The sequence below is a fragment of the Mesorhizobium sp. P160187 genome, assembly GCF_057766425.1.
The window spans coordinates 1,507,835-1,529,174 of sequence record NZ_JBYMDX010000004.1 but is presented as its reverse complement, the minus strand read 5'-3'; the positions used below and the strand labels follow the sequence as shown (position 1 = coordinate 1,529,174).

Genomic DNA, 21,340 nt, shown 5'->3' with positions numbered 1-21,340 from the left:
CCAGATGTCGACCTCAGCTCCTTCCCCTCGCCACCGGCTCGCATCCACTCGGGAGCCCTCCCGAAAGCAGGGGCGCTCATTGGTTGAGCTTTCGGTCGAGTTCGTCAAGCAATGACCGATGCTCGCTGGGCATGTCCGTATCTGTCGGCAGATCCAGCAACTGGCGAAGCTGGCGACGATTGGCGTCCGATGAAATCCACTGCCGTATGAGGCGGGCTATGACCTTTTGTTGTGCCTTGCCGATTTCTTCCATGTTAGAACCCGAGCTTGTCCGTTGGACGAACTCGGCGGCTCTTTGATGGTTCCCCGTCCTGTACACAAATCGAGGCGAATCGAGGCACAATCTATGGGTTAATGTATGTCGCTCAAAAGTGGCCCTGTTTTTGAGACAACGACATGCCAGTGGATGTTTGCAGTCTCAATCCGCGCGCCTAACGCTGAGCGCAGAGTGCAAATTTAAGCGATCGATTTTACCCGAAGCGAGAGGCTCAGCCGCAAAATCTTGGCGCCGTTTTCATCACGCACTTCGATAAACAATTGCTGCCCGTCGACGCTCTTCAGTGACTCTCTCGTGAGGTCGACAAGGCCCTCGAATCCCGCGCGGCGGACCTCTTCGAGGCCAGCGCATTCGACACCTATTTCGTCCTCGAAGATGAGATCGCCATCGCCGCTGTCGAAGAAAAATCGTGCCATCGGAGAGCTTCCGTCACTGCTAATCTGCGGGGTTCCTTTGGTGCAGGTAGGTCGTGTCGAAATCTCCTGCGTGAGTGAGGCCGGCCCAGTCCAGTGCGTGAACTTTTGATCCCGAGGTGGCAATGAGGCCTCTGCGTCGTAGTTCCTGGAGCATCCGGTTGACGTGGACCGTGGACAAACCCAGTGCATCGCCAAGGGCCGCCTGGGTAATGGGAATATCCGCCACGTGATCCTCAATGCGCCCCATGGAGCGCAAGCGAAAAATCAGTTCGCAAAGGATGTGAGCCATGCGGGTGTATGCCTCGCGTCTTCCCACATTGATGACCCACTCCCTATAAATCGCGGCATCTATCAACGTCGACCGCCAAAAAGCGGTGGCGATGCGAGGGTGCTGGTCGCAAACGGCACGCAGAGTGTCATGCCGCATGAAACCTACTCGGGCCGGCGTAAGGGTCGAGAAGTTACAATCCATGACCGACAGATGCAGCCCATGCAGATCAGGAATGTCGCCGGCGACGAAGAATGATGTGATTTGTCGCTTTCCTTCGCCCGTATGTTTGGTGGAACCGACCAAGCCATCAAGAACGATAAACGAGTAAACAGGACGGTCGCCCTCACGCACCAGATCGTGGTTGGCCGAATATTCCTTCTCCTGGATCGGAATGCCTTTCAGAACGCCGATGTCGGCCTCTCGAAGATCCGAGATGGTCTGAAGCTTGCGAATGAGTACATCCGAGGATGAGGTGGGGAACAAATTGACTACCTGGCTGATGTTGGTGATCGAACTATTATCCGCGCCAAAAGTTCCGATTGGCATGGGGACATATGCGCGGCGGCAGAAGGCGCCGCCGTGCGGCATGGTCCCGTGCCTGGGGCGTTTTGCCAGCGTCGAGGGTGGTTGAAGATCCCGGAATGATCCAAGCACCAGTTTTTTAGGACAGCCATAGGTGAGCCAGGCAGCAATGCATTAACCTATGACATAGGCTCGGTTAGAAATTGTCCCGCTGGGCAGCCAGCCCCAGGAGTTCGCCGATCACGGCGCAGCTTTGACCCAGTCGCTCCCCCCAATTTCAAGGGCTGCACCCGCAGCCAGTCCTGGAACTCTTTGATGCGCCACCAGGAACGGGGTGGCTCCGCTGACGTTGTCTCAGTGGCAAGGTGAGATTTCAGTGAACAGGCATATTTCGCGGACGGATGTCGAACAAATCGATCACACGGATGACAGCGGGTTTGCGATAGAGCACGGCGGACCGCCATCCTCAGCAATCGCGGTAGCGCTGGCCCGTGGGCTGGAGACCAGTCGGGATAAGCACATCGTCCATATAGCTCCCTCGGAACGCAGTGCCGAGGAGATCGCCGGCGCCTTGCGTCAGTTCCTGCCTGACGCGGATATCATCTTGCTGCCGTCCTGGGATTGCCTGCCCTACGACAGGGTGTGGCCCACACGTGCCAATATGGGGCGAAGGCTTCGTGCGTTGCGTGAGATCGCAACGAAGCCGGATCGCCCGCGCATCGCTGTAATGTCGCTCGAAGCCATTCTGCAGCGGGTGCCGCCTGCTCCCGTCATCGCTGGCGGTTTCACAATTCTGGAGGTAGGCCAAAAGCTCGACCGTGACGATTTCAGAACCAGGTCCGAAGCCATTGGCTATGTCGTCGACGAGAGGGTCGACGAACCGGGTGAGATAGCCTTTCGGGGCGATCTCATCGATATTTTCCCTGCTGGCGCGGATGGCCCCGTTCGCATCATCGTTGGTCCCGATGCCTGCATCGGCCAGCTCAAGACCTACGACCCGCTCAGTCAGCTCAGCGATCAGGTTCGAGACTCGGTTACGGTCGGACCGGCATCCGAGCTGATCTTTAAAGCTGGTGAGCATCCTGAGCTGACAGCGATGCGCGCGACGTCGATGGAAGAGCGCCTGGTCGCATCGTATGGCGCTATGCCATCCGTCTTCGATGCGGCTTCCAGCGCCTCGATCTCCTTCCTTGAAGGGACCGACGGGCAGCCGCTCGGCAGAATTCTGGATCTGGTCGAGGATGCACGTCGTGCCAGGCAGGAGGCAGCCGGAACGAAAAAACCTTTGCCGGGACGATTTTACCTATCCCGTGAAGAGTGGGACGCTGCTCTGCTTAACCGCTGCTGCGTGAGACTTGCCGTTTCTGCCGTGGGAGTTCCCAAATTCTTCCGCCAGGCCCGACCCGGGCATGATTTCGCGGAATTCGTCACAAGGCAGACGAGCGCCGGAGTCAGAGTAGTGTTCACCGGCGATGCCTCTGAATTGCAGCGAGCAGATCGCCTGCTCGATAGGAGACTAGGCCGGCGGGCAGAGGAAGCGGCCGACTTGCCGCAAATCCTTTCGGCCGCAAGGGGCTCTCTTCTCAAGGCTGAATTCGTCCTCGACGAAGGGTTTGTCGACGCGCAATCCAATATCGCGGTGGTGGCCGCATCCGACCTGTTTGGTCCCGCGTTGAAGGCGAACGGGAGCGCGACCACGGGCATACTCGAACCCGAGTTGCGCATTGGCGATGTCGTCGTCCATGAAGACCATGGCCTGGGCGTGCTCGCCGCGGTCGAACAGGTCGAGTTGGCTGGCCAGCAACAGGATGTCGTCAGACTGGAATATCACGGCGGGGCTTCCTTGCTGGTTCCGGTCGACGACTTTGGACGAATATGGCGCTACGGCTCGGAACCGGAGGCAGTGTCGCTTGATCGCCTCAACGGCGAGGGCTGGCCGAAGCGACGCGAAGCTGCGTTGCGCGAGATCGACAGGCTGGCCAAGCGCCTCTTGAGCCTTGCCAAAATCAGGTCCAGCGAGCCTGCCGAGATCTTGAAGCCCTCCCGCACGGACTTGGCTCGTTTTGCGGCGAAATTTCCCTATACGGAGACGCCCGACCAAGCGGCCGCCATCCGCGCTGTGCTCGATGACCTTTCGTCCGGAAGAACAATGAACCGGCTCGTCTGCGGCGATGTCGGCTTCGGCAAGACAGAGGTCGCCCTGCGTGCTTGCGCCGCCGCCGCTCTCTGCGGGAAACAGGTTGCTATCATAGCACCGACAACGGTGTTGGCACGACAGCACTATGAGACGTTCAGCCGCCGCTTCGCAGGAAACGGCCTGCAGGTCGCCCACCTTTCTAGGATGGTCGGGGCAGCGGAGGCGAGAGCGGCAAAAGAGGGTCTGCGGAGCGGCCAGGTTGCGGTCGTTGTGGGTACTCAGGCCCTGGCGTCCAAGAGCGTCACCTTCGCCAATCTTGGACTGCTGGTGATCGACGAGGAGCACCGGTTCGGGGTCAAGTTGAAGCGGGCCCTGCGGACCATGACGCCTCGCCTCCATACGCTGAGCATGAGCGCCACACCGATACCCCGGACGCTGCAATCGACGTTGTCGGGCATCCAGGACGTCAGCGTTCTAAACTCTCCGCCCGCCAAAAGACGTCCCGTTCGCACGATCTTGGCAGCGTTCGATCCAGCATCGGTGCGCGCGGCCCTTCTGCGTGAATTTCACCGGGGTGGACAGAGCTTCTTCGTGGTCCCGCGGATCGAGGATATTGCCCCGGCCTGTGACCAACTGAACAGACTGGTGCCGGAACTCCGGGTCAAGACGGCGCATGGTGAAATGAAGGGGAGACAGCTGGACGAAGTCATGGTCGGATTCGCCGACGGTGATGGCGACATTTTGTTGAGCACCGACATCATCGAGAGCGGCCTCGATGTGCCGCGGGCCAACACCATCATCGTTTGGCGCCCCGACCGGTTCGGTCTGGCGCAGTTGCACCAGCTGCGGGGCCGGGTCGGAAGGGGGGCGGTGCAGGCTGTTGCGTTTCTTCTGACCCAGCCTGGCGTTGAACTGGCCGACAGCACCAGGGCCCGGCTTTCGACGATGCTTGCGCTCGATCGGCTCGGCTCCGGCCTGGCAATCAGTCAAAGGGACCTCGACCTGCGTGGCACCGGAGATCTTTTCGGAGAAGACCAGGCCGGGCATATGAAGCTGATCGGAGTGGGCTTGTACGAGCACTTGCTGGAGCGGGCGGTCTCGGCGGCTGGCGGAGGGGCCGACTTCGACAAGCAACTTGCCGAGATCAACGGTTCGGGAAAGGGCGCTTTTCCCAAGAGCTATGTCGAAGAGCCTACGGTGCGTGTTGGCCTCTATGCGCGGCTCTCCCGCATCCGTTCGGAGCCGGACCTCGATACATTCAGCGAAGAGCTCGAGGACCGCTTTGGAGACATGCCTGGCGAAGTAGCCCTTTTGCTGGAATTTACCAGGTTGCGAATAGCAGCGTCGGAACTGGGCATCGGCAAAGTCGATTTGGGTCCCGAGGCCATCGCGATCACCCTTCGGAACAAGCCGTCGGCGTCCCAATGGCGGAACAGCAAGGCGTTGGGCCTGGAGTACCGGAACGGCCGCCTGATTTTCAGGCCGATCCCGCCCGGCGTCTCTGGCGTCGACGCCGTTCGCTTAGCGCTTGATGCCATACGTGCAGCTCAGCCAAAGCACGAGATCTGACTAGCCTTTTCTCTCCATCCGGCGGCGGCACGACAATGGGAGTGCCGCAGCCACGAGTCTTCACCTCGGAATTGCAGTGCCAGTGGTGTTCAGCCGCCAGTACCGCAAGTCCGGATGTTCCGCAGGGGTCGTTAGTTGCGGCCGTTCTCGTCCATGGCGAGGGAACTCGAGAGCTCGCGATAGGCACCGATCTGCTGCTGCAGAATGGCAATCTTCTGCTCTGCCGTCGCAATGGCGTCAGTACCGGCAAGGAAACGCTGGGGGAGCACGTCCCCAGACGTGAGCGTGATCAGGGCGCGCGCGAGCTTGGCCGGATCACCCCCCTGCTTGCCGTTCTGAGAACGCCAGAAGGCGATCTGCGCCGTCCGCCGCTCATGGTAGTCCTCGAGGGAGGGGGCGGCATAGTTGGTCGACTCTTCCGTGAGAAGCTCGGTGCGGAAGAAGCCCGGGTTCACGATCATCGTCTCGATGCCGAACGGCACGACTTCGGTCTGCAGCGCCTCCATCCAGCCGTCGAGGCCGAACTTCGAGGCTGAATAGGCCGTGCAGAACTCGAAACCCATTAGCCCGGCCGTCGAGGAGATCGAAATGACCCTGCCGGACCGCTGCTTGCGCATCGCTGGCAGAAAGGCCCGCGTCACATTCATGGGTCCGACGAGGCTGGTGCTGAGCTGCAGTTGCATCTGTTCGGCGGTCAACTCTTCGAAGTACCCGGCAAAGAAACTCGCCGCATTGTTGACCAGCACGTCGATGCGGCCAAACCGGTCAAACGTGGCCTGGGCAGCGGCTTCGGCGTCGGCCGCGCTCGTCACGTCCAGCTTGACGATAAGGAGGTTCTCGGCGTTTCCCACGGCCCTTGCGACCTTTTCCGTGTTGCGGCCGGTTGCCACCACCTTGTGGCCCGCCGCCAATGCGGCCTTGGCGATATCCAGACCGAGGCCCCGGCCTGCGCCGGTGATGAACCAAACACTCATATTGGGCTCCTGTTCTCTAGGCCGCAGCTCGGCCCCGGATTTGGACGCGATGGCCAGCAGGGACTGATCCCCATGTTGATCCATCCGCCGGCGGACTGCGTCACTGCGGAAGGCCGGCGCCTTCGGTGATGATGCGAAATCCTTCGGTCGACCTGGTAAAAAACTGCCGGGCCGCCGTGTATTCCGGCGAGTTGTAGTAGCGCTTGGCGTCAGCAAGGCTCGGGAACTCGGCGATGGCGATCACCGATCTCGAGCTTCCTTCGATGGCAGTGACATTGGGATTGTAGACGATCACGCGGCCGCCATACTTGGTGACGAGCGGCGACGCCGCTTCGATGTACTGCTGAAACACCGCCTGATCCTTGATGTCATAGCTGCCGATCATGTAGGCGCGGGGAGCGACGCCCGTCGCTTGCTGAGCAAAGGCGGCCGGGCTCACGATCATGGTGAGGGCGGCGAGCGCGCCCACGATTACCTTCTTCATATTGTTCTCCTTCAGTGGGCCAGTGGGACGGTAGGCATTGCGCGGAGAGTTGCTCCGGTTGACCGTCTGGCCTTGAGTCAGGAAGTTAGCTCCTTTAGCGACATGCAATTAGGTGGTATAATCTGCATGGGCTTAGAAGTAGGATTGATGAATGCGTCGCGATAGTCTGGATGACTTCCTGACCTTCATCGCCGTCGCCCGCGAGCGCAGTTTCACCAAGGCGGCCGCCATGCTCGGCGTGTCGCAGTCTGCCCTGAGCTATTCGATCCGGACGATGGAAGAACGCCTCGGCGTTCGGCTGCTGACCCGCACGACCCGCAGCGTCTCGCTAACCGAAGCGGGGGATCGCCTGTTTCGAAGCATCGCTCCCAAGTTAGATGAGATCGCAAGCGAGATTGCCGCCCTCAGCGCCCTGCGCGACAAGCCGGCCGGTACAGTCCGGATCACCACCGTGGAGCATGCCGGCGAGACCATCATCTGGCCCGCCATGGTCGGGCTCATGCGCGACTATCCCGACATCAGGGTCGAGATTATCCACGACTACGGCTTGGCTGACATTGCGGCCGATCGCTTCGATGCGGGTGTACGGCTCGGCGAACAGGTGGATAAGGACATGATCTCGGCGCGCATTGGGCCAGACTTCCGCATGGCGGTTGTGGTAGCGCCTTCATACTTTGTAAGCCGCTCCCGTCCGGTCACGCCTGAAGATCTTGCCGATCATGCATGCATACCCCTGCGACTGCCCACAGGCGGCTTTGCACCGTGGGAGTTTCGCAAGGAGGGGCGGGAATTGAAGGTGCGCGTTCACGGACACGCCGCCTTCAACACCCTCGCGATGATCTGCCAGGCCAGCCTTGAAGGGTTCGGGCTCGCCTATCTGCCCGAGGATCTAGTGACCTACCTACTCGAACAGGGTCGCCTAGTGCGCGTTCTTGAGGACTGGTGCCCCCTTCGGCCGGGATATCACCTGTATTATCCAAGCCGGCGCCAACACTCGCCGGCTTTCGCACTCGCGCTGGAAAGGCTGCGCTACCGCGACTGAGTGCGATTGAAATAAGGATCGCCAGACCTCGACGACCATGGCGCCTATCAAAGCCGCCCAGTACAGGAAGTCCGGAGCGCCCGTTTCCCACCGATCCCAGAGTTCACTGCCTAGTATCATCTCAGCGTTGCCGCCGCAGCTTGGCTCGGGCCATCGGTGCGAATGCTGCGCTGCGGGCGGCCGTGCGTTCGCGGGGAGCGTTCAAGGCATGGTTCCGGCTTGATGGGGTGTCATGGCAGCCATGTTTTCATTCAGATGGGCCATGATCCAGATAGAGCCCAGAACCACCAGCGCGACGATCAGCACGCCGAAGGCCAGCGCCAGGATGTTGTTGGTGTTGTCCGGCCCGGTGGTCAGGTGCAGAAAGAAGACAAGATGCACGCCCATCTGCGCAACGGCGAGCACCACCAGGGCCGAGATGACCGCGGGCTGGTAAATCAGGTCGGTTCGCGCCGCCAGGAATGACGCGATCGTGAGCAGGATAGCCAGGCCGAAGCCGAGCACATAGCCCGAGAGGCCCCCAGCCGTTTCGTGCTCGCTTATGTGTTCCTCGCCCGGCGCTAAATCGCGGCGGTCCTGCAACTCGCCGGTCTTGCTCTCGAACTCGGTCATGACGATGCTCCCAGCAGATAGACCAGGGTGAAGATGGCAACCCAGATGATGTCGAGGGCGTGCCAGAAGAGCCCGAAGCAGTGGAGCCGCCGCAAGATGTCGGGCCGAAAGCCCTTGACCCACAGCTGCGCCATCATCGTTCCCAGCCAGAGCAGGCCGAGACCGACGTGGGCACCGTGGCAGCCAACGAGCGCAAAGAAGGCAGAAAGAAATGCGCTGCGCGAGGGGCCTGCCTGCTCGCCGATCATTGCCGCGAACTCCTGTAGTTCCAGGAACAGGAACGCTGCCCCGAGCAACCCCGTGACGAGAAGCCAGAACTGCGTGGCAGCCATTGATCTGCGACGGGTGGCGAGTGTTGCCACGCCGCCGGTGAAGCTCGAAGTGAGCAGAAGGCCCGTCTGGACCGCAACCCGTGTCGGTTCGAACAGATCCTTGCCTGTCGGTCCGCCGGCGGTTGCCTTGGCGAGCACGGCGTAGGTGGCGAAAAATGCCGAGAACATGATGATGTCGGACAGGAGAAAGATCCAGAAGCCGTAGGTCACCGTGACGAACTTTGAGGCCGGGCCGCCTTCTCCGTGGCCCGTCGCAGAGCGCACCGCATGCCGACCGGTGTGATTAAGCCGATACGGGTCCCGTGCCTGGGTGCCGGCGCTGATGTCGCCGGAGAATGCGTGATCGCTCATGCCGGGCGCTCCCACCCGCGCAGCCAGGCAAACTGGGCTGCCTTGTGGTCATGATCGATGCGGGCGACCTCGTCGACAGGGATCTCGTAGTCTCCATGATCGCGCCAGGCGAATACGACGAAGGTTGCGTAGGCGCCGATGAAGCCGACGATCGCCAGCCACCATATATGCCAGATCAGCGCGAAGCCGATCAGTGTGCTGAAGAAGGCGGTGACGAAGCCAGTCGGGCTGTTGCGAGGCATCTCGATCGGCTCATATGCCTTTTCCTCGTCCGAGCTCTGTTCGATCCCTCGTTGCTTGATGCTCCAGTAGGGCTCTTCGTCTTCCACGTGAGGCAGCCGTGCATAATTGAAGACAGGAGGAGGAGAAGATGTCGACCACTCCAGCGAACGCCCGTCCCACGGGTCGCCGGTTTCGTCGCGAAACTTGTCGCGATGCCGGACCGAAACGAAAAGCTGTGTGATCTGCAGCGCCGCGCCGGCGATCATCACCACCACGCCGAAAGCGGCCACCACCAGCCACGGTGCCCAAAGGTCCATATCGATATGTTGCAGGCGCCGCGTCATGCCGAGCAGACCGACAATATAGAGCGGTACGAAGACCAGCATGTAGCCGGCCAAGGTGACCCAAAATGCCGCCTTTCCCCAGCCTTCGTGCAAACGGAAACCGAACGCCTTGGGGAACCAGTAGGTGAAGCCGGCGAATGCTCCAAACAACACGCCCGAGATGATGACGTTATGGAAATGCGCGACGAGGAAAAGCGAATTGTGTAGCACGAAGTCGGCCGGCGGGACGGCAAGCAGGACGCCAGTCATGCCGCCGACGGTGAAGGTGGTCACGAAAGCCAATGCCCAAAGCATCGGCGTGTCGAAACGAACGCGCCCGCCATACATGGTGAAGAGCCAGTTGTAGATTTTCACACCGGTTCCCACGGCAATGACCGACGTGGCGATGCCGAAGGCGGCATTAACGTCCGCTCCGGCACCCATGGTGAAGAAGTGATGCAGCCAGACCATGAACGAGACGATGCAGATGAACATCGTGGCCGCGACCATCGAACGGTATCCGAACAGCGGCTTCGATGAAAAAGTCGAGAAAATCTCGGAAAAGATTCCGAAGGCGGGAAGCACCAGGATGTATACTTCGGGATGGCCCCACGCCCAGATCAGGTTGACGAACATCATCTGATTTCCACCAGCTTCGTTGGTGAAGAAGTGGAAGCCGAGATACCGGTCCAGCGTCAGCATTGCGAGCGTGGCGGTAAGGATCGGGAAGGCTGCGACAATGAGCAGGTTGGACGCGAGCGAGGTCCAGCAGAACATCGGCATTCGCAGATAGCCCATTCCCGGCGCCCGCATCTTGAGGATGGTCGTCACCAGGTTGACGCCGGTGAGCAGCGTGCCGACGCCGGAGATCTGGATCGCCCACAGATAATAATCGACACCGACGCCCGGCGAGTAGGCGGTTTCCGACAAAGGGGCATAGGGCAGCCAGCCGGTGCGCGCGAACTCGCCGACCACAAGCGAGATGTTGACCAGCAGGGCTCCGGAAGCCGTCAGCCAGAAGCTGACGGAATTGAGCGTCGGAAAAGCGACATCGCGTACGCCAAGCTGCAGCGGCACGACGAAATTCATCAGGCCGATCATGAACGGCATCGCGGCGAAGAAGATCATGATCGTGCCGTGCGCGGAAAAGATCTGGTCGTAATGCTCCGGCGGGAGGTAGCCCGGCCCGTAAATCGCCAGCACCTGTTGTGTGCGCATCATGATAGCATCGATAAAACCACGAAGAAGCATGAGCATCGCCAGCACAATGTACATCACGCCGATGCGCTTGTGGTCGACCGAGCTTATCCACTCGCTCCACAGATATGGCCAGTAGCCCTTCACCGTTATCCAGCCAAGCACGGCGGCTGCTGCCAGAAAGACGCCAAGGGCTGCGCCGAGGGGGATAGGTTGATCGAAAGGAACGGCCGACCAGTCGAGCTTGCCCAGCAACGTCATTCTGCGCCTTGTGGATGATGGGTCATCGTTGCCGCCGCCGCGGGTAATGCCCTTGGGCTCACCTGTGGCTCGCCGCTGGCTGCGCTCTCAGCAGGCCCCGGACCCGGTGGGAGCGTCTGCTGAACGACCGCTTCGAACAGCCCAGGCTGGACATGACCGAAGGAAGCCGGCGCCACATTTGTGCTTTGCCGGGCGAGTTCGCGATAGGCGTTGGCGTTGAGCACGCCGCCCCCGCCACGCAGCGATGACGCCCAGCGGGTGAAGGCATCGGCTGAAACCGCGCTCACACTGAAATTCATATCCGAGAAGCCGTCGCCGCTGAAGTGCGCCGACTGGCCGAAAAAGCTGCCCTCGCGGTCGGCCTGCAGATGCAATTCGGTCTGCATGCCGTTCATGACGTAGACCATGCTGCCAAGCTGGGGCACGAAGAACGTGTTCATCACGCTGGCCGAGGTCAACTTGAAACGCACTGGAACACCGGCGGGGATAACCAGTTGATTGACAGCGCCCACGCCCTGCTCGGGATAGAGGAACAGCCATTTCCAGTCGAGCGCCACCACCTGAATGTCGAGCGGCGGCTGGCTAGAAGGGATCGGTTTGCGCGGATCGAGCTGATACGATCCGTAGTAGATCAGACCGCCAATGAACAGGATGGTGAGCGTCGGGATCGACCAGACGATCAACTCCACGCGTCCCGAATAGGTGAACTCCGGGTTATAGCGGGCGTTGCTGTTCGAGGCGCGGAACTTCCAGGCGAATGCCAGAAGTGCAACAAGCGTGGGAACAACGATCACCAGCATCACCGCCAGCGAGTTCAAAAGGATCGTGCGATTGCCGACGCCAATTGGTCCTTGGGGATCGAGCACTCCCCCCGCGCAACCGGGCAAGAATGCGCCTCCGAGGATCCAGAGCAGTTGGCGTGTCAACTTAGGGCTGGATGGCAACAACACCGGCTCTGCAATCTCTCTTTGCGGGAACGCGTGCTAGGGGCATGCGTTCATCGGGTTTCCATCTGAGCCTCCCCATGGCGCGGAACCTCGCGGCACTTCGCAGGGTGTCGCCCCCTGAGCGAGTGCCCCAACTGTCGCCGGCCGGGTTTGTTCCGCTGGACCGAGTTACTCTGTCCGATGGTCCCGCGTTGGCCAATCCGACCATAATTTCAGAACGATGGCGGCTCGATTGGCCTAGCTATCGGCGACGCTGGCTCGCGCACGAATTTCAATTTCGGCGGGACGGCGAATACCCTGAATCGCTCAGCCAGGTTATCGAGAGCCTGCCGCATGCCCACTCCCGCAGCAGCCGCACCGTGTCCACTGATGACCATCTGGGGACCCAAGGCAGCCAGATGCTTCACGGACCTTTCCGCTGCATCCCAGTCTGGCGTGAAATAGCGCGGCGGACCGTGCATCTCGAGATCCTGAATGGCGACTTCATAGACCGACTCCTGACCGGTGGTGATGAAAGCGTCTCCTACAATGAGCGAGCGGTCTTGCTCGCGCCAGAGCGAGATATGCCCAGGGGCATGTCCGGGTGTGTGCAGCCATTGCCATCCGGGCATTCCGGGGATCGATCCATCGGCGGGCAAGGGTTGCAAACGGCTGCCAAGATCGATTGGCCCGCGTGGAAAAAGCGGTGAAAGCAGCGCCATCAGTCCACCCCCAACCCAGGGATCCGGTGGCGGATAGGATGTGGTTCCGTCCAAATAGGGGTGCTCGAGTGGATGGGCGAAGACAGGCACGTCCCAGCCATTTGCGAGTTCTAGAACCGTTCCCACATGGTCGAAATGGCCATGGGTCAGGATGATTGCAGCCGGCCGTGCGTTAACGCCGAACCGCTTTTCCGCGACCGCTAGAATGCTGCTGCGAGACGTCGGCAACCCGGTATCGATCAGCACCCAGTTCCGATCTCCGCTGCCCGGTGCGCCGAAGAACACGACATTGACGATTGCTAGCCGCAAGTAACCCAGGTCCGGTGCGATGCTCCAAGCGCCGTCGCCACGATCCTCGCGCCTGGCGTGGTCGATCTCGGAAAGTCGAATCTGAACGGTCATGTGATCCCATGCCTCTGTTGTTGCCGAGCAGCCGCTCGAGTGGATGACGGCGGCTGTACATCGCCCCGAACTTGGGACGGGCCTCCTTGTTCCTCATTTGCACGCGGCGCCCGGACAGTTCACCACCGGAACAAAGGCTCTACCAATGGGTTCGGCACTACCCGGCCACGCAAGGACGAGCTGGACTGAGCAACGAACATGGGGCGCGCCCGACTGAATTCGGTATTTCGCCAACGCGGTTCCCGGTCCGGACAAGGCGGCCGAGTTCGAAGCCGATTGCCCAAAGGAGACTTCGAAAAATGAGCGAAGTGGGACGCCAGACGGAGGCCTCGGTTCCGGAAGCTTCGCGCTTCGCCAGTTTTTTCATGGCAGGCTTTGAATGCTCCTCGCACCGGCGCAAGGACGGCGTTCGCCTCGATCTTATTCGTGCGACCTCGCATAATTTGCATGCCCTGGGCGACTACCGCGGCTGCGCCGAACTCGGCCTTCGCACCATCCGCGACGGCCTGCGTTGGCATTTGATCGAAACCGCTCCCGGAACCTATGACTGGTCAAGTTGGGCGCCAATGGTGGAGGCAGCCCGATCGGCAGGTGTTCAGGTAATCTGGGACATCTTTCACTACGGATCTCCGGACCATGTCGATCAGGGCTCGCTGCATTTCATCGACGCCTATGCCTCGTTCGCGGCAGAAGCCGTCAAGGTACACCGTTCGATCACCGGAACATCGCCTCTGTTGTGTCCCATCAACGAAATCTCCTTTTTCGCATGGGCTGTTGAGGTCGGCTATTTCCCGCGCGTGGGGCCGAACAAACGTGGATGGTTCAAGCGGCACCTCGTGAAGGCCGCCATCGCGGGTGTTCGTGCAATGCGGGAGATCGACCCCGCCTGCAGATTTGTCTGGGCCGAGCCGCTTATCCATATCGCCCCTCGCGACCGAACCCGCAGCGAACGGCGCCGGGCCGAAAACGCCCGACAGGGGCAGTTCGAAGCTTACGACATGTTGCTGGGCCGCGTCGAACCTGAGTTGGGCGGGAGCGAAGATGTTGTCGATGTCGTGGGCTTGAATTTTTATCCGCACAATCAATGGTACGTAAACGGGCCGACGATTCCGATGGGACACCACGAGTACCGCGCCCTGTCGGAAATGTTGCTAGAAGTTGCTCATCGATACGGCAAGCCGATGTTCATTGCGGAGACCGGCTCCGAGGGATCCGGCGGGCCGGCTTGGCTCCATTATGTCTGCGACGAGGTGCGTTCCGCAATCAGTCTCGGAGCGCCGATCGAGGGTATTTGCCTGTACCCGATAACGGCCTACCCGGGCTGGGACAATTCGCGACATGCCGAGGTCGGTTTGTTTTCCGTCATCCAGGCTGACGGCAGGCGACACCTGCGCAAACCCACAGCAGATGAACTGGCCCGTCAGCAAGGTCTTCTCGTGGCGGACACGACACCTTGAAGAGGCCTAAAACGAGGGAGGGGCGGGCGAGCGTCTGTCTCGAAACGCCGCCCGCGCCGGTGCGGTGCATCAGCTTTTTGCAGTCGCCCCAGCCTCGCGCAGCCTGGCATATCGCATGGTAACGTCGCTCAGATTTTCCTTGAGCCAGTTGGCCATGGCTTCCTCTTCGTTCAGGTTCTGCTTGAGGGCCCTTTCAGCATCCTGGAAGCCCCCGGCGTCGGCCAGTACCAGCAGCGAATTGTAGGCAGCGATCTCGTAGTTCTCGAATGCGAAATTCGCCAGGCTGTTCTTGATGATCTCGTCGCCGGCCATCGAATGTCCAATGGCGGCCACGCTGCCAACCATCGACAAGGCAGTGTCCTTGAGGGTGGAGTGCTCCTCGCCAAGGCCCTCCAGGACGGACTCGAGTCTCGTGATCTGGCCTTCGGTTTCCTGAATGTGCCGGCGCAAGCGATCGGCCACCTCCGGATAGTTCTCTATACGCTCGACCTGAGGCTTCATGATCGACAGCGCTTGATTTTCCATGGCGTGCGCGTTGCGCAAGCCGACGATAAATATCTCACGGCTTTCCGAGTTGAAGTTTGTATCCATCGAGTTTCTCCTTCTGATACCCGCCCGATCTTCCGTCTTGAAAGAAACTATCTTCTCGGCTCGGCCAACAACGGCTCGTCCGTGCGCGCCCAGGCCGGGAGGCTTTTTTGGATGCGCGAGAAAGTGGCCAGAGCCTGTCCGACTACCTGGTCCATGTTGTAATAGCGGTAAGTTGCAAGCCGACCGACAAACCAGACGTCTGGGCAGCTTGCCGCGAGCGCTTCATAGCGCTTGTAGAGCACTTCGTTTTCGGGCCGGGGCACGGGATAGTACGGGTCCCCGATGTCCGTGGGGTATTCGTAGGTCAGGCTGGTCCGCGAACTCTGCTGGCCGGTCAGATGTTTGTACTCGGTAATGCGCGTGTAATCTTCCGTCTGGGGATAATTGACCACGGCAACCGGCTGAAATTGCTCGCAATCCAGTGTAACGTGCTCGAAACGAAGCGAACGGTACGGAAGGTGCCCGAGCTGCCAGCCGAAATATTCATCGATCGGGCCGGTATAAACCATGCGCCTGAACGGTATCTTCTCACGAATTTCACGGAAGTCGGTCTGCAGCATGATCTTGATGTTCGGATGATCGAGCATGCGTTCGAACATCCGCGTGTACCCGCCGGCCGGCATTTTCTGGAAGCTGTCGCTGAAATAGCGGTCGTCACGGTTGGTCCTGGTCGGCACTCGTGCCGTCACGGATTTGCTCAGCTGACTGGGATCGACGCCCCATTGCTTTCTTGTGTAGCCGCGGAAGAATTTTTCATAGAGCTCGCGCCCCACGGTGCTGACGACGACGTCCTCAGCCGTTCGGACATCCTCCACCGTTTCGCGTCGCGACGCGAAGAAATCCTCCAGCTGTGCCGAGGTCAGGTCTAGCCCGTAAAGCCGGTTGATGGTGTCGAGATTGATCGGGATGGGAACCAGTTGCCCGTCCACGGCCGCCAACACCCTGTGCTCGTACGGCCGCCATTGCGTGAACTGCGAAAGGTGGTCCACGATCGTTTGGCTGTTGGTGTGGAAGATGTGCGGGCCGTAGCGATGGATGAGGATGCCGGCTTCATTGTAGCAGTCGTAGGCGTTGCCTCCCACATGGCTGCGGCGATCGATCAGCAAAACGCTTTCCTGACGCTGCGACGCTATCCGTTCGGCAAGCACACTGCCGGCGAAACCCGCGCCGACGATCAGCCAATCGAACATGGCTATGCACTCCTGCGAAGGGGCACGACCTTCTTGCGTTGGTAGGCGCGCTCAATGTGAGCTGCCATGGCATTCCATGTCCGTTCCCAGGACATGTCCGCAAGATAGGCATCGACTTGCTGCAGGAGCATCTGACGCGGTCGCGAAAGGACGGAGCGCAGCTTGATTTCCAGATCGTCACAGTCGGCGATTTCCACCAGCCCGGCAGCACCGTAACTGCGCACCACGTCGACGATTGCCGTCGAGATCACCGGCAGACCCGCCGCGAGAAATTCCGGCGTCTTGGTCGGGCTGATGAAACGCGTCGCCTCGTTGAGGGCAAACGGCATCCATCCGGCGTCCCAATGGCGCAAATAGTCGGGCAGATCGCAGTAGGCTTTCGGGCCAAGCCAATGCAGGTTTTCGGCTTGCGGCAGGCTTGCAGGGTCGATCTTGACAACCGGACCGAGCATGACGAAATGCACGTCCGGCATTGTCTTTGCCGCTAGCGCCACGAGATCGACGTCCAGCCGCTCGTCGATGACGCCGAAATATCCAACCCTCGGGGAAGGAATGCCCGCCTGGTCGGCTGGGTCCCTTCCTGGCCGTCTTGCGGTGTGAAAGTGCCTCACATCGATGCTGCTCGGAAATGGAAAGATGGCGGGATGGAGGTGACGCTTGGTCTCGAACAAGCTTAGACCACCGGTGAAAACCAGATCCGCGCGGCGCAGAAGCGCCTTTTCCATCTGGCCCAGCTCGGGGGGCGCATTCCTGAACGCAGAGAGTTCGTCCATGCAGTCATAGACGCATATGTCTGGGTCGAGGAATTCCGTAAAGCGAAGAGCCATTGGGGTGTAGTACCAGGCGATCAGCCGGCTATGCGGCATAGAAGCGATGGTCTGCTGCACAAATCTCCGCTGGACGGCATCTGCTTTCGCGGCCGACGTGCCAAGCGGCAGCACTGGTGTGACAATCAGAATGTTTTCCGATGCCACGCTCGTCCGCATCAGCGGCTGCGGCAATTCTTCGAAAACGGGTTCTTCAAAGTAGACCACTCGCTGCTGAGCGGATGCGAGAGTGAGGAGATGCTGCGGACGCTGGTGAACAAAATTCCATCGTAAGTGGGAGAAGCAAACCAGTATATTTTCGCGACGAACATATTGACTGCCGGTTACCCCGCCAAAGGCCGCTTCCATTGACATACTCCCTCTGTGACACTATTTATGTTACGATTAACATTTGTTAATCGCGAATGGAGAGAACTACTTAGTTCCAGCTCCTAACTTTCGATCAGGTGAGTTGTTCCAACTGAAATGAAGAAGGCCCGGTCGCCCGCTTGGTCCACGCACGAAGCGGGATCTGGTTGCGTAGGCGAGGGCGGCTGTCGGGACCCGGCCGCCACTGAAAGCGTGGTTGAACGACGAATGCTGGTGGACAGCGGCATTGCCGTATTTGCGTTCAACTCGTTGGCTATAGAATGTGCCTAACATCAATGATTCGCCTGTATCTCTGCGCGTCTCCGACTGCCGAGGCGAATTCCGGGGCTGACATGAACATCAACTTTGAAACCAACGTTTTTCCACTGTTTCATCCGCAAAGCGTGGATGATCTCAAGGACCCGTGTCCTGTCTTTGATGGCCGTGTCTGGCACGTCTTCGGGTCAAGCGGCACGGTCACCACCGAGACGTGGAGAATCTTGCATGCCACGGCGCCCGATCTTTATGGGCCGTGGGCCGAGCATGAGCCGATCGAACTTCCAATCAACGGTACTGGTGTTGCGGCTCCCGGTGTGACCCACGAGTGCGGCGTCTTCCACATGTTCATCCAGACGGAATTCATGAAGTCGGGTGGCCGTTGCGAGCATGCGGTTTCCAACGACGGGTTCCATTGGGTAGTCCTCAGTCCGGCCATTCTGGCCATCCCGGACACGGAAGAGGACGGCATTTACGATCCGCATCCGGCAGTCATTGGCGGTGGGCGCTACCTGGTTTATTCGGCTATGCCAAAATTCACCAGGGTGCCTCAGCCCGACATCTATCTGGCACGTAGCCAGTCCGACTCGTGGTTCGGTCCGTGGAAGCGGATCGGCAAAATCCTCGACCACAACGATGTTCCCCACCATAACACCAGAGATGATCCCGACTACGAATGGGGCATTGAGGGCGCGCAACTGATCGAATTGCCGGACGGCCGGGTGCTTCTCAATGCCACGTGCTTTCTTCCGGACGGCCTTCGGGGAAACCGGCAACGGGTGTTTTTTGCCATCGCCGACGAGGTCAGCGGTCCTTACGTTTCGATCGGCCCGGTGTTGGAGCCAGGTCAACCGGGCGAGAACGGCCACTCGACAGTGATGATCGATGGCAGTCAGCTTTCACTGTTCTACCAGAGTCGGGTTGCAACAACCGATCACCGATGGCGCTATGGTTTAGCCAGATGCGACGTCGCTCTCTTTTCAAAGGTCGCGTGATTTCCAGGCTGCCATTAGCGCCTTCAGGCGGATGCGCGCCATGCGGCCATGAAACTCCTGAGGGTTGAAGGTGATCCGCGTCGGTGACGGTAGCAAAGTGTCATCGCGAAATGATTTCAGCCCGTTCGTCAATTGTCTCCGCGCATCGATGACACCGCCAGATGCCCGACTAATGGGCTCATAGCTATTTCTTCGGTCCCTTGACAGGGAATGTCGCGTCGCCGTCTTTTTTGCCGGAGATCACCCGCGGATCGGCGCTGGCGACGCCATCGTTTCCGCCGCCCTTGTGGTCCTTTTCCGACTGACCCTTAGCGTCCTGCTCGGGTGTCCGTCTTGATGTTCGAAGCGTCTTGTCCGCCATCATGGCCTCGCGTTTACCATCCAAACTTCCGGCAATTTCGAAAGTTCCACCGCTTTAGCAAGCCGAAGGACCCAGTGAGTCGGAACGTCGTGGCGGGACGTGAGTTGTAAGCGAGGATATTCACCCGCAGGAGGACGCGTATGGCTAACCGCCGAGAGCAGCAGACGGACCTCACGCCCGCCGAGGCAACAGACCGCATCTGGGAACTCGCCGAGGACATCGACGTCTGCATGTTTGTGACCTGGGACGGCGAGTACAATCGAGCCCGTCCGCTATCTGCGCGTGTGGTCCGTGAGGAAAACGCCATATACTTCCTCGTCAATGACGACAGCGCCAAGAGCAAGCAGCTGTCGACCTATCCAAAGGTCACATTGGCCTGGAGTGACAACAGCCACTACAAATACGTCACGATGTCAGGCCCGGCCACAGTGACAAATGACAGGGAAAAGATCGCCGAGCTCTGGGAGAAAACTGACTCAGCCTGGTGGGATAATGCCGATGATCCCGAGATTCGTCTGATAACGGTCAAACCCGACGAAGGCGAATTGTGGGACAGCCCGGGGCTAATGATGGCTACCGCAACGATGGTGTTTGCGGCCGTTACCGGCGCCAAGCCGAATGTGGGCGACAACGCAAAGGTCGAGCTCTGAGCGAGCGGCTAAACTAACCTCTGCTTTAGAGGCAGCGTCGATGAGCATTTTGGAAACCAGCAAGAAAGTGATCGAGAACGTCACCGGTTTCGCAAGACCGCGCAAGCAAGCTGTCGCCGGATTTGTGAGGCAGCGAAAGTCGAATGAGTTCTGGTTCAAGGATGATGGACTTGTACCCAATCATCCAGCATGGCCGCTCGTCGTTTATCGAGGCGCCGTCGAATTGCCCGAAGGACTTGATCCAGCAGCCGTCATGGAGGTGCTTTTCGATGCAAACGGATGGGGCGATAGCTGGCGAAACGGCATCTATGATTACGTTCACTATCATTCGCAAATACACGAGGTTCTGGGCATTGCCCGCGGAAATGCTGAAGTCCGGTTTGGGGGCAAGAAAGGACGAACGCTGTCGCTGAAGGCTGGCGACGTCGCGGTCCTCCCGGCAGGCACCGGGCACCAATGTCTCTCGGCATCCGATGACTTTTTGGTTGTCGGCGCGTATCCTCCGTTTGGGACTTATGACGAATGTAGGAGCAAGGATCAGCATAGCGATGCGCTCGCAACGATCCCCAGGGTGGGGCGTCCGCGCAAGGATCCTGCATATGGTAGCCAAGGTCCGCTGCTGAAAAGTTGGAAGCGCTAATTTAGTCGTCGGGGTCGAAAGCCTTGGCAACCGCCTCTTTCTCAGCCTGCGGCAGGACTGTCATTGTGAGAATGAACGCTGACAGCAGGAGACAAACGCCATTCGTGATTATGATCGGCCACTCTGCCTTCATGATGCCGAAGGCCAGCCACAAGGCGAACCCCAACACAGTGATGGCATACGTCGGTGCGGAGATGCCGCTTGTCTCTCGTGTCCTGATGATTTTCCAGGCTTGCGGCGTGAAACTGCTCATTGAGCAGACGGTCGCGAGATAGCCGACGAGCGTGACTGTCTGCATGGAAGCGGCCCTGACCTACGTCGCAGATACGCGCTTGAGATCAGATACGCGGACCACGCCGTGCTGGCTGACAAAGGTCAGGGTGGAGGCCGTGCTCTGGCTCTGCGAAACACCGGATATGCGATGGTCGCCTGTGTCATAAATCTCCATCTTTCCATGATCGTCGATGACCACGCGGCTTTGCTCAGGAAACGCTGCGTAGCGCATATTGTTTTGAGAACCAGCGGCAGACGGGCTCCCAAGCTCCTCAGGCCACCATGAGCCGGCGTGGGCCATAGCTGAAGAACGATAGCTCACATTCGTGTCGTCGCGTTGTGGCTTGGCGGGATGTTCGCGCAAGTAGGCCGAGAGCTCCGCCGCGATAGCGTTGAGCGTCGCCTTGAGGCTGTCGTTGAACATGTCGCCGACCATCGTCATGCCGAGGACCATTGTGACATTCCTCCGAAGTCGACGTGGCTGAACTGGGCCATGGTTCCACCACAACGCCGCAACGCCTCAAGGACAGCCATGACAGCGCCATCGGTGACGCCATGCTGGCGTGCAAGGCGCGCAATCAGTTCAGCTTCCTTTTGAGTGTTTGTCATGATCGCGTCCTCTGAATCGCTTGGCGCCGGCAGTCCTCATTGCTGGCAATAGACATGCGGCCAAATCTAATCACGAACGAGCG

23 protein-coding genes are annotated in these 21,340 nt (G+C 59.7%); 7 read left to right on the top strand and 16 right to left on the bottom strand.

All coding sequences use genetic code 11. The features are described from left to right. Positions 1-76: 76 nt before the first annotated feature. From AC3CCE_RS24405 to AC3CCE_RS24395, 3 genes are all read right to left on the bottom strand, one after another. Positions 77-253 carry a hypothetical protein gene (locus AC3CCE_RS24405; protein ID WP_023725512.1) on the bottom strand — a complete coding sequence of 59 codons (177 nt, stop codon included), beginning with the start codon at positions 251-253 and terminating at the stop codon, positions 77-79. Between the two features lie 203 nt (positions 254-456). Beyond that, positions 457-693, bottom strand: a complete 237-nt coding sequence (locus AC3CCE_RS24400; protein WP_023725511.1) for a DUF6894 family protein — start codon at positions 691-693, stop codon at positions 457-459. Between the two features lie 19 nt (positions 694-712). Continuing rightward, complete coding sequence (locus tag AC3CCE_RS24395) at positions 713-1,552, bottom strand: Crp/Fnr family transcriptional regulator (RefSeq protein ID WP_245259912.1); 840 nt, start codon at positions 1,550-1,552, stop codon at positions 713-715. A 310-nt stretch (positions 1,553-1,862) separates the two neighbouring features. Here AC3CCE_RS24395 and AC3CCE_RS24390 point away from each other — a divergent pair, with 310 nt between their 5' ends. After that, positions 1,863-5,192, top strand: a complete 3,330-nt coding sequence (locus AC3CCE_RS24390) for a DEAD/DEAH box helicase (protein WP_352626586.1) — start codon at positions 1,863-1,865, stop codon at positions 5,190-5,192. 131 nt (positions 5,193-5,323) lie between these two features. Here the strand turns inward: AC3CCE_RS24390 and AC3CCE_RS24385 are convergent, their stop codons facing one another. Both AC3CCE_RS24385 and AC3CCE_RS24380 read right to left on the bottom strand, forming a co-directional pair. Continuing rightward, positions 5,324-6,166, bottom strand: coding sequence for an SDR family oxidoreductase (locus tag AC3CCE_RS24385; protein WP_352626609.1), 843 nt, complete (start codon positions 6,164-6,166; stop codon positions 5,324-5,326). 100 nt (positions 6,167-6,266) lie between these two features. Then, positions 6,267-6,650: a DUF1330 domain-containing protein gene (locus AC3CCE_RS24380; RefSeq protein ID WP_023748057.1), complete on the bottom strand. Its 384-nt coding sequence runs from the start codon at positions 6,648-6,650 to the stop codon at positions 6,267-6,269. A gap of 151 nt (positions 6,651-6,801) precedes the next feature. Here AC3CCE_RS24380 and AC3CCE_RS24375 point away from each other — a divergent pair, with 151 nt between their 5' ends. Continuing rightward, entirely contained in the window at positions 6,802-7,692 is an 891-nt protein-coding gene (locus tag AC3CCE_RS24375) for a LysR family transcriptional regulator (protein WP_023752165.1), read from the top strand. Positions 7,693-7,893: 201 nt separating this feature from the next. Here AC3CCE_RS24375 and cyoD read toward each other — a convergent pair whose 3' ends face one another. The 5 genes from cyoD to AC3CCE_RS24350 form a co-directional block, all read right to left on the bottom strand. Beyond that, on the bottom strand, positions 7,894-8,304 hold the full coding sequence (cyoD, locus tag AC3CCE_RS24370; RefSeq protein WP_488362033.1) for a cytochrome o ubiquinol oxidase subunit IV: 411 nt from the start codon (positions 8,302-8,304) through the stop codon (positions 7,894-7,896). Next, positions 8,301-8,987, bottom strand: a complete 687-nt coding sequence (locus tag AC3CCE_RS24365; protein WP_023668027.1) for a cytochrome (ubi)quinol oxidase subunit III — start codon at positions 8,985-8,987, stop codon at positions 8,301-8,303. Before AC3CCE_RS24365 ends, cyoD begins: the two co-directional genes overlap by 4 nt. Then, on the bottom strand, positions 8,984-10,984 hold the full coding sequence (gene cyoB / locus AC3CCE_RS24360; protein ID WP_488377217.1) for a cytochrome o ubiquinol oxidase subunit I: 2,001 nt from the start codon (positions 10,982-10,984) through the stop codon (positions 8,984-8,986). Before cyoB ends, AC3CCE_RS24365 begins: the two co-directional genes overlap by 4 nt. 2 nt (positions 10,985-10,986) lie before the next feature. Then, complete coding sequence (gene cyoA, locus AC3CCE_RS24355; protein ID WP_084627195.1) at positions 10,987-11,952, bottom strand: ubiquinol oxidase subunit II; 966 nt, start codon at positions 11,950-11,952, stop codon at positions 10,987-10,989. Positions 11,953-12,149: 197 nt separating this feature from the next. Further along, positions 12,150-13,040 carry an MBL fold metallo-hydrolase gene (locus AC3CCE_RS24350; protein WP_023668030.1) on the bottom strand — a complete coding sequence of 297 codons (891 nt, stop codon included), beginning with the start codon at positions 13,038-13,040 and terminating at the stop codon, positions 12,150-12,152. A 299-nt stretch (positions 13,041-13,339) separates the two neighbouring features. On the opposite strand from AC3CCE_RS24350, the gene AC3CCE_RS24345 reads away from it, so the two are divergent. Further along, positions 13,340-14,497 (top strand): hypothetical protein, encoded by a 1,158-nt coding sequence (locus AC3CCE_RS24345; RefSeq protein ID WP_023668031.1) that lies wholly within the window; start codon positions 13,340-13,342, stop codon positions 14,495-14,497. 69 nt (positions 14,498-14,566) lie between these two features. Here the strand turns inward: AC3CCE_RS24345 and AC3CCE_RS24340 are convergent, their stop codons facing one another. Genes AC3CCE_RS24340 through AC3CCE_RS24330 form a run of 3 tightly spaced genes read right to left on the bottom strand, consistent with a single transcriptional unit; the run spans position 14,567 to position 17,453 of the window. Further along, positions 14,567-15,088, bottom strand: coding sequence for a ferritin-like domain-containing protein (locus AC3CCE_RS24340; RefSeq protein WP_023687824.1), 522 nt, complete (start codon positions 15,086-15,088; stop codon positions 14,567-14,569). A 47-nt stretch (positions 15,089-15,135) separates the two neighbouring features. Then, complete coding sequence (glf, locus tag AC3CCE_RS24335) at positions 15,136-16,278, bottom strand: UDP-galactopyranose mutase (RefSeq protein ID WP_023668033.1); 1,143 nt, start codon at positions 16,276-16,278, stop codon at positions 15,136-15,138. A gap of 2 nt (positions 16,279-16,280) precedes the next feature. After that, positions 16,281-17,453, bottom strand: a complete 1,173-nt coding sequence (locus AC3CCE_RS24330; RefSeq protein WP_023704621.1) for a glycosyltransferase family protein — start codon at positions 17,451-17,453, stop codon at positions 16,281-16,283. 353 nt (positions 17,454-17,806) lie between these two features. Here AC3CCE_RS24330 and AC3CCE_RS24325 point away from each other — a divergent pair, with 353 nt between their 5' ends. Then, positions 17,807-18,724 (top strand): glycoside hydrolase family protein, encoded by a 918-nt coding sequence (locus AC3CCE_RS24325; RefSeq protein ID WP_023691417.1) that lies wholly within the window; start codon positions 17,807-17,809, stop codon positions 18,722-18,724. Between the two features lie 184 nt (positions 18,725-18,908). Here AC3CCE_RS24325 and AC3CCE_RS24320 read toward each other — a convergent pair whose 3' ends face one another. Continuing rightward, positions 18,909-19,088 carry a hypothetical protein gene (locus AC3CCE_RS24320; protein ID WP_023712199.1) on the bottom strand — a complete coding sequence of 60 codons (180 nt, stop codon included), beginning with the start codon at positions 19,086-19,088 and terminating at the stop codon, positions 18,909-18,911. Positions 19,089-19,225: 137 nt separating this feature from the next. On the opposite strand from AC3CCE_RS24320, the gene AC3CCE_RS24315 reads away from it, so the two are divergent. Both AC3CCE_RS24315 and AC3CCE_RS24310 read left to right on the top strand, forming a co-directional pair. Beyond that, positions 19,226-19,735 carry a pyridoxamine 5'-phosphate oxidase family protein gene (locus tag AC3CCE_RS24315; protein WP_023712198.1) on the top strand — a complete coding sequence of 170 codons (510 nt, stop codon included), beginning with the start codon at positions 19,226-19,228 and terminating at the stop codon, positions 19,733-19,735. Between the two features lie 40 nt (positions 19,736-19,775). Then, the gene (locus AC3CCE_RS24310) at positions 19,776-20,375 is read left to right on the top strand and encodes a cupin (protein WP_023741827.1); all 600 of its coding nucleotides are present in this window, start codon (positions 19,776-19,778) and stop codon (positions 20,373-20,375) included. 1 nt (position 20,376) lies between these two features. Here the strand turns inward: AC3CCE_RS24310 and AC3CCE_RS24305 are convergent, their stop codons facing one another. After that, entirely contained in the window at positions 20,377-20,673 is a 297-nt protein-coding gene (locus AC3CCE_RS24305; protein ID WP_352626593.1) for a SemiSWEET family sugar transporter, read from the bottom strand. A gap of 15 nt (positions 20,674-20,688) precedes the next feature. Then, positions 20,689-21,102, bottom strand: coding sequence for a hypothetical protein (locus AC3CCE_RS24300; RefSeq protein ID WP_352626595.1), 414 nt, complete (start codon positions 21,100-21,102; stop codon positions 20,689-20,691). Between the two features lie 23 nt (positions 21,103-21,125). Here AC3CCE_RS24300 and AC3CCE_RS24295 point away from each other — a divergent pair, with 23 nt between their 5' ends. Continuing rightward, a complete protein-coding gene (locus AC3CCE_RS24295; RefSeq protein WP_352626596.1) occupies positions 21,126-21,272 on the top strand; it encodes a hypothetical protein in 147 nt (48 codons plus the stop codon). The last annotated feature ends 68 nt before the right edge of the window (positions 21,273-21,340 follow it).

What these genes read in the sequence shown, in the direction of transcription:
- AC3CCE_RS24300 (WP_352626595.1), bottom strand. Translation starts at nt 21,102, where the DNA reads ATGGTCCTCGGCATGACGATGGTCGGCGACATGTTCAACGACAGCCTC.
- AC3CCE_RS24350 (WP_023668030.1), bottom strand. Translation starts at nt 13,040, where the DNA reads ATGACCGTTCAGATTCGACTTTCCGAGATCGACCACGCCAGGCGCGAG.
- AC3CCE_RS24385 (WP_352626609.1), bottom strand. Translation starts at nt 6,166, where the DNA reads ATGAGTGTTTGGTTCATCACCGGCGCAGGCCGGGGCCTCGGTCTGGAT.
- AC3CCE_RS24345 (WP_023668031.1), top strand. Translation starts at nt 13,340, where the DNA reads ATGAGCGAAGTGGGACGCCAGACGGAGGCCTCGGTTCCGGAAGCTTCG.
- AC3CCE_RS24310 (WP_023741827.1), top strand. Translation starts at nt 19,776, where the DNA reads ATGAGCATTTTGGAAACCAGCAAGAAAGTGATCGAGAACGTCACCGGT.
- AC3CCE_RS24315 (WP_023712198.1), top strand. Translation starts at nt 19,226, where the DNA reads ATGGCTAACCGCCGAGAGCAGCAGACGGACCTCACGCCCGCCGAGGCA.
- AC3CCE_RS24405 (WP_023725512.1), bottom strand. Translation starts at nt 253, where the DNA reads ATGGAAGAAATCGGCAAGGCACAACAAAAGGTCATAGCCCGCCTCATA.
- AC3CCE_RS24305 (WP_352626593.1), bottom strand. Translation starts at nt 20,673, where the DNA reads ATGCAGACAGTCACGCTCGTCGGCTATCTCGCGACCGTCTGCTCAATG.
- AC3CCE_RS24395 (WP_245259912.1), bottom strand. Translation starts at nt 1,552, where the DNA reads ATGCCGCACGGCGGCGCCTTCTGCCGCCGCGCATATGTCCCCATGCCA.
- AC3CCE_RS24325 (WP_023691417.1), top strand. Translation starts at nt 17,807, where the DNA reads ATGAACATCAACTTTGAAACCAACGTTTTTCCACTGTTTCATCCGCAA.
- AC3CCE_RS24330 (WP_023704621.1), bottom strand. Translation starts at nt 17,453, where the DNA reads ATGGAAGCGGCCTTTGGCGGGGTAACCGGCAGTCAATATGTTCGTCGC.
- AC3CCE_RS24375 (WP_023752165.1), top strand. Translation starts at nt 6,802, where the DNA reads ATGCGTCGCGATAGTCTGGATGACTTCCTGACCTTCATCGCCGTCGCC.
- AC3CCE_RS24365 (WP_023668027.1), bottom strand. Translation starts at nt 8,987, where the DNA reads ATGAGCGATCACGCATTCTCCGGCGACATCAGCGCCGGCACCCAGGCA.
- AC3CCE_RS24340 (WP_023687824.1), bottom strand. Translation starts at nt 15,088, where the DNA reads ATGGATACAAACTTCAACTCGGAAAGCCGTGAGATATTTATCGTCGGC.
- AC3CCE_RS24380 (WP_023748057.1), bottom strand. Translation starts at nt 6,650, where the DNA reads ATGAAGAAGGTAATCGTGGGCGCGCTCGCCGCCCTCACCATGATCGTG.
- AC3CCE_RS24400 (WP_023725511.1), bottom strand. Translation starts at nt 693, where the DNA reads ATGGCACGATTTTTCTTCGACAGCGGCGATGGCGATCTCATCTTCGAG.
- AC3CCE_RS24320 (WP_023712199.1), bottom strand. Translation starts at nt 19,088, where the DNA reads ATGATGGCGGACAAGACGCTTCGAACATCAAGACGGACACCCGAGCAG.
- cyoD (WP_488362033.1), bottom strand. Translation starts at nt 8,304, where the DNA reads ATGACCGAGTTCGAGAGCAAGACCGGCGAGTTGCAGGACCGCCGCGAT.
- glf (WP_023668033.1), bottom strand. Translation starts at nt 16,278, where the DNA reads ATGTTCGATTGGCTGATCGTCGGCGCGGGTTTCGCCGGCAGTGTGCTT.